1 protein-coding gene and 1 pseudogene are annotated in these 570 nt (G+C 46.7%); both read right to left on the minus strand.

Going from position 1 to position 570, the window contains the following annotated elements; all coding sequences use genetic code 11:
* Window positions 1-342: pseudogene (locus GA615_RS28385) on the minus strand (hypothetical protein); the annotation flags it as partial.
* Window positions 343-373: 31 nt separating this feature from the next.
* Window positions 374-570: tyrosine-type recombinase/integrase (locus tag GA615_RS27245; RefSeq protein WP_152054501.1), on the minus strand; the 197-nt coding region annotated here is incomplete at its 5' end.

Raw genomic sequence — 570 nt, forward strand, 5'->3', positions numbered from 1 at the left:
CACTTCCCTGATACGTTTCTTGATGAAGCCGGGTTTTACTTTGATTCTGTTTTTGACGAATCGCGGTAGGTTTTCGTTGGCAGGGTAGCACTCGACATTTTCATAGGGCGCTTCGCATACGATTATTCTATGGGCGAATCCAAGCATACGCTCTAATTCTCTATCGAAGCGCGCGCGTTCAGCGCCGCACAGACAGATTGCTAATTCGTTGATTGATGCTTTGCGCTCTACACAAATCTCGTCAACGTGTCCATCTATCGAATAGTCGCCAGTCTCTAATCTAGTGAGAGTACCCCCCGGCAATTTCCAGGGGGTTTTCTCGCGGTCATCAATTAAATACATATATACAATACGAATCAAACAATGCAAAAGTTCAATCTATGGCATCTCTCATCAGACTGTGCATGGTGCCAATGTGTGAATAGTGCTTGCTTATCATTGAAAGGTCAGAGTGATTCATCAGTTGCGCCACGACAGCAGGAGCAACACCTTCAGCCAATTTGCGGGTAGCGAATCGGTGCCGAAAGGCATAGGCATAGACGTAGATTCCCGTTCTCTTGCTGAGTCGGT

The organism is Tautonia marina, assembly GCF_009177065.1.
Taxonomy (GTDB): Bacteria; Planctomycetota; Planctomycetia; order Isosphaerales; family Isosphaeraceae; genus Tautonia; species Tautonia marina.